Below are 5,361 nucleotides of genomic sequence, written 5' to 3'. Positions count from 1 at the left end.
TGTTATGTAGTGCCTTTGCGTAAGTCCTGAAATATTATTTTAGAGTTTTATCGAATAGATATGTATAGCAATGAGCGCTGGTATATTTACAAATTGCAGTCAAGGCCAAATAGCTAAAAGTCTTATATTATCGGCAATTTATTCCCCCTGTTGCCTGTTGCCTGTTGCCTGTTGCCTGCGCACAGCGCTATATCTGCCAAAAATTTATATTTCAATATTTTCTCAATTTGTGCTGAGAAAAGGAAACTCATTACAAATATCCCACCGCTTACCATTATGAATTAATAAAGTTAACTGAGAAGCTACAAATTCAAACTCAAGCGATCGCTCCCGAAACTCTAACCAAGCTGCTCTAACTACAACTGAATGCTAACACAAAGCTAGGGAATAATTTCAACAACAGTTCCAGTATCTACAAAACTGTAAATCTCATCCACATCATGATTTTTGAGAGAGATACATCCCAATGTCCAATTCAACCGTTTTTCAATCAGAGAATTCTGACCTGCTGGCACTCCATGAATACCTATTTCTCCACCAATTGGGAGTTGCCAGTCAATATGACCAGAAAATTTCGCCAGGAAATGCTCCCGCCAAGATTCAGGTCTTGGATAATCTATCCAAATAAATTTAGACCAACTTGGGTGTGGGTAGAGATCGCGAATATAATAAACTCCTTCAGGGGTTTTTCGATCTCCCTCATGAAGCTTGTCTCCAGTTGGGGAGCTACCCAATACAATAGGATACGACTTTAGAGGTTTAAGATTAGAGAAAATTGTTAATCTAAATTTGGATTTCTCGACGAGAATTGATATACCTTCTCGGTTTGACTCTTTTTCCAAGAGTTGTTGTAAGGATTTTTCGTAATTTAAAAGGTTTTCGCCTTTTATTGAAGGATGAAAAGATTTCTCAGACTGACAGGAGGAAAAACACGCTACTGATAGCACTTCTCTCAATGGCATTAGGAAGCCAAACTTAGCAATTAGAAAATAAAATGTAACCCCTCCTGCTAAAAAAATAAAGAGTAATTGTAATTTTTTCTTTATAGGTACTTTGAGCTTCATAATTATGTATATGTCAAAATTGTGTATTTAGTATTTTTGAAATCCTTTAAAAGGAAATTCATTACAAATATCCCACCGCTTACCATTATGAATTAATAAAGTTAACTGAGAAGCTACAAATTCAAACTCAAGTGATCGCTCTCGAAATTCTAACCAAGCTGCTCGAAAATTAGTTTTAGTTAAGTCTCGAAAAGCTACAGTAACATGAGGAGAAAAAGGACGAATTTTAGAAGGGGGATGCACAATTCCTAAAGTCGTTTCTGTAAATCCAATTAACTCTTTTTGTATTTTTAATAGTTCTGGAGTTTTGACAACATTAACATAGATAACACGAGGCGGGAAAGCAGCAAACCCAGACAAAGTAATAGGAAAAGCGGAGCATTTTTGAGCAAAAGTCTGTAAACACTCCTGCAAAAGAGCTAAATTTTCAGTAGGCCATTTAAAAGGAGGTTGTAAAGTAATATGAGGCACAGACTTTAAAGCATGACTGCTATTATATTCTCTAGCAAAATATTCCTTAATTTGCGTAACTTGGTTTTGAATATTTTCAGGTGGCACAAGAGCCACAAATAATAAACGTTTTGATTGACCCATAAAATTCAAAATTAAAAAAATAAAAAAATAAAATGCCTTGGTTTGCCAAAATAGAAAAAGGTATAGTCGAAAAATCTATATTTGACCAGTATGTACCAGACCATATAGCTTATGTCCAAGAATTAAATGCTAAAGGACATAAAGCTAAAAGTGGTTACTGGAAAAACCATCAAGGAGGAATGTTACTATTTGAGGCCAAATCTATGGAAGAAGCCCAAAAAATAGTGGCCGAAGACCCTCTCATCAAAAATAATTGTGTCACTTACGAAATTTATCAGTGGTGCATAGTTGCAGAATAAAAAATTGTGTTATAGTAATAAGTGATTCGGACCAGCGCGACTGTAACGCCTAAACCTTGTCAGGACCGGAAGGTAGCAGCAACACGGGATGCTTATGGTAGGCGTTGACTCCGGGTCACCCCATTTAAAGGAGCCAGAATATATTATGGATAATTTGGGAGGAATTATTCAAAAGGCAGTTTATCTAGGAGTCGGATTAGCCTCCTATGCAGGAGAGAAAGCTAACGAGAAATTATCAGAACTCAGAACAGAAACCCAAAAACTGGCAGATGAGATGGTTAAGCGTGGTGAAATGACTACGGAAGAGGGCCGTAAATTTGTCGAAGATATGATGAATAAAGCTATGCAAAAGCCATCGGTAGAATCATCTCCAGAAACAAAATCTAGGGAACCACGTCGTATAGAGATTCTTTCTGAGGATGACAACTCATCAGATTCAGACCAAGAAGTAGACCAAATGCGCCAAGAAGTGCATAAGCTACAGGATGAATTGCGTAGGTTACAGAAAGATTAAATATTAGGCCAAAAGTTAAGCTCGGCTCTAAGAGTTTAGGTACTCTAAGTTAAAGAGAAAAGTTCAGACATATAATAATGGAAGACTGGTCAAAAAATTTGTTTGAAGTAATTGAAACTGCTGCTTTAGAGGTAGAAAGTTTCTTCAATGAAATGGCAGAAGAAGTTTCTGACGTGCTTGATGAGTGGGGAAAGTTCTCGGAAGAAATTAGTGAAGAAATACGTACTAACTTTATTTTAGAGATAGATGAGTATCTAAATGATTTAATCGACCCTATTATCGAAGTATATCTGGACTTAGATTTTGATGTGGGAGGGGAAGATATAGACTATTTTGTGGATAGTGTAGAACCAACACTAGAAAAACATCCAGCTTGTAGAGGATGTAGCAATTATCATGGTCAAGTTTATGGCGGAAATTTATTAGTTTGTGGAATGCACCCTTATGGTGTAGAAGGAGAAAGTTGTCCAGACTGGGAATCAGAAAATAGTAATTTGAACTAAACCTAAAAAGTGTCGGGAGGAAGTACGCAGCGCCCGTTTTAACGGCTGGTTGAATAACGACACGCGGGTAATAAAGCGAAGTAAAAATCTGCTATACTAGAGGAATAAGGAACAAGGTTTGTCGCCATGACATGAATGCTAGTGCGGTGAAATTCCGGTGGACAGGAGACGGGGAATTAATTTCCTACGACGGCTGTTAGCTCCGCATTCCGTAGGAAAAGCAAGTAGGCAGCTAGAGCAGCGAGAAGATTGCTCCAACATCTTGAGTAAAACCACTCGTGAAAGCTAACAAAAAAAAGTAAACTCACAGCTAGATTTCGATCTATGCCGAGGAGTTTAGGACTCTGTTGACAGGCTTTAAGCAAATGTGGATTTATGAGGGGCTGCGTGCGGAATTTACTTCCGCACTTTAAACGCCCCGTCCCATTTGCGGTGGATTTGCCACAGAATCCAGGGTGTTTCAACCCCTGGAGATGTCAAAAAAGCTATTTCAGTTATCAGTTACCAGTACCTCTGAAATAAGAAGACTTGATTTAACTACTCCCCGCAGCTATTGCCGAGGGAATTCTAAGTTGATACTACGCAACAGGATAAATCTTTGTTGCTTCGTTTTTCCTTAGTTGACCAAAGATATATTCTTTGGGGACAAGTCAAAGTACCCCTACACAGTCGGCTTAAGTTTAACCCATGCTTTGCTGCTTACTTTTGTCTAAACATTTGTATATTAAGATAATCGCACAGGACAACTAAAGTTGTCTAGTCTAAACGACTCGCTTGTTTTCATCCCCCGGTTAAAACACGGGTGCTTTCAACGTCGCTTTTCGGTAAGGAATATTATCTTTTCTCTTGGTGATAATTTCAGAATCAAAATTTCATTATTGATTTAGTTGTAAATTAGAACTATTATATCTAAAATTATTTTGATCGTTAGAGTTACTCTCTAAGCATTGAAAAAATTAGAGAAAGTTTATTCCTCAATGTAAAGATATAGGAAGTAGAATAGTTAATTTATAGCAGTCGAAACAAGGGTTAGGACATTTACAAAGGCTTAAACAAGTGTTAGGTATTACTTTTAACTTTTGACTTTTGACTTTTGACTTGCGCGGAGCGCGGAACGCTATATGAATGAAGTAAATTCAGGGACTCTTTACATTGTTGGCACACCAATAGGCAATTTAGAAGACATCACATTTCGAGCAATTAAAACCCTACAAACAGTAGATTTAATAGCAGCAGAAGACACTCGCCACACCAGCAAATTATTACAACATTTTGATATTCAAACACCACAATTAAGTTACCATCAACATAACCAACAAAGTCGTATACCTGAATTAATCGAAAAATTACATCAAGGAAAAACAATTGCTCTAGTAACTGATGCTGGAATGCCAGGAATATCTGATCCTGGATATGAAATAGTAAAAGCTTGTGTTGCAGCAAATATTTCTGTCGTACCAATACCAGGAGTTAGTGCAAGTATCACAGCATTAAGTGCTTCTGGACTGCCTACTAATAAATTTATATTTATCGGTTTTTTACCAAGCAAAAGTAAACAACGTCAACAAGACTTAGAAATTTTACCCAACTTACAAGAAACTATAATTTTATATGAATCTCCTCATAAGCTTAAACACACCTTGGAAGATTTAGCTAAAGTATTAGGTAAACAGAGAAAAATAGTCTTAGCTAGAGAATTAACAAAACTCTATGAAGAATTTTGGCGTGGTACAGTTGGGCAAGCAATTATTCATTATCAAACTAATCAACCAAGGGGAGAATTTACCCTAATTATTGCAGGAGCTGAACCAGATACGCCAGTAATATCAGAAGATACTATTAAAGTAGAATTACAAAAACTGTTAGAACAAGGAATTTCGCGATCGCAAGCTAGTCGCCAACTGGCCCATCAAACCAACCTATCCCGTCGCCAGATTTATCAAATAGCTCTAAAAATATAGTTAGGGTTTGGGGTAGGAGACAGGAGACAGGAGACAGGAGACAGGAGAAATATGAATTTAGAGGAGGCAGGAGTAAGAATTTTAAGAATGATTTTTATGCCCAACTTTGCCTAAAATATTAACTTTTTGAGCGTTTTAGACGTGATACCAAGCACTTTTTAAAAGCCCCAAAAAGGCACTTGTCTTTATATGTCAATGCTTTTAGATTAGATCGGCAAGCCCTAGTTATCAGCATTAAATATTAAGAATATCAAAAAAAAAAAGGTATGAAAAAGCCAGGGTTAGAGTAGCTAAATTCCATGCCAAGCTGAAAGATACGCTTGACAGATTTTCTACATAAAAAAAACGGAGAGCACACGTCTGAAATCCAGTCACCACGCCGGCCGGACCTCGTATACCGTCTTCTTCTTGAACAAAAAAAAACAG

7 protein-coding genes and 1 other RNA gene are annotated in these 5,361 nt (G+C 37.1%); 5 read left to right on the top strand and 3 right to left on the bottom strand.

Annotated elements, in window-relative coordinates; translation table 11 throughout:
* Positions 1–380: 380 nt before the first annotated feature.
* Both F6K54_RS39660 and F6K54_RS39655 read right to left on the bottom strand, forming a co-directional pair.
* Complete coding sequence (locus F6K54_RS39660; RefSeq protein ID WP_293089794.1) at positions 381–1,064, bottom strand: murein L,D-transpeptidase family protein; 684 nt, start codon at positions 1,062–1,064, stop codon at positions 381–383.
* Between the two features lie 27 nt (positions 1,065–1,091).
* Positions 1,092–1,658 carry a 2'-5' RNA ligase family protein gene (locus F6K54_RS39655; protein WP_293089792.1) on the bottom strand — a complete coding sequence of 189 codons (567 nt, stop codon included), beginning with the start codon at positions 1,656–1,658 and terminating at the stop codon, positions 1,092–1,094.
* A 32-nt stretch (positions 1,659–1,690) separates the two neighbouring features.
* Between F6K54_RS39655 and F6K54_RS39650 the strand changes: the two genes are divergently transcribed.
* The 5 genes from F6K54_RS39650 (at position 1,691) to rsmI (ending at position 4,935) form a co-directional block, all read left to right on the top strand.
* Positions 1,691–1,957 (top strand): YciI family protein, encoded by a 267-nt coding sequence (locus F6K54_RS39650; RefSeq protein WP_293089790.1) that lies wholly within the window; start codon positions 1,691–1,693, stop codon positions 1,955–1,957.
* 23 nt (positions 1,958–1,980) lie between these two features.
* Positions 1,981–2,077: signal recognition particle sRNA small type (gene ffs, locus F6K54_RS39645), an RNA gene on the top strand.
* A gap of 25 nt (positions 2,078–2,102) precedes the next feature.
* Entirely contained in the window at positions 2,103–2,471 is a 369-nt protein-coding gene (locus tag F6K54_RS39640) for a phasin family protein (RefSeq protein WP_293089788.1), read from the top strand.
* Between the two features lie 77 nt (positions 2,472–2,548).
* A complete protein-coding gene (locus F6K54_RS39635; protein WP_293089786.1) occupies positions 2,549–2,974 on the top strand; it encodes a hypothetical protein in 426 nt (141 codons plus the stop codon).
* A gap of 1,121 nt (positions 2,975–4,095) precedes the next feature.
* The gene (gene rsmI, locus F6K54_RS39630; protein ID WP_293089784.1) at positions 4,096–4,935 is read left to right on the top strand and encodes a 16S rRNA (cytidine(1402)-2'-O)-methyltransferase; all 840 of its coding nucleotides are present in this window, start codon (positions 4,096–4,098) and stop codon (positions 4,933–4,935) included.
* A gap of 234 nt (positions 4,936–5,169) precedes the next feature.
* Here rsmI and F6K54_RS39625 read toward each other — a convergent pair.
* Positions 5,170–5,361, bottom strand: a 192-nt coding sequence (locus F6K54_RS39625) for a hypothetical protein (RefSeq protein ID WP_293089782.1), incomplete at its 5' end; no start/stop codon positions are given.

It is taken from the genome of Okeania sp. SIO3B5, from assembly GCF_010692555.1.
GTDB lineage: Bacteria > Cyanobacteriota > Cyanobacteriia > Cyanobacteriales > Microcoleaceae > Okeania.
This window is presented reverse-complemented; position numbering and strand designations above follow the sequence as displayed.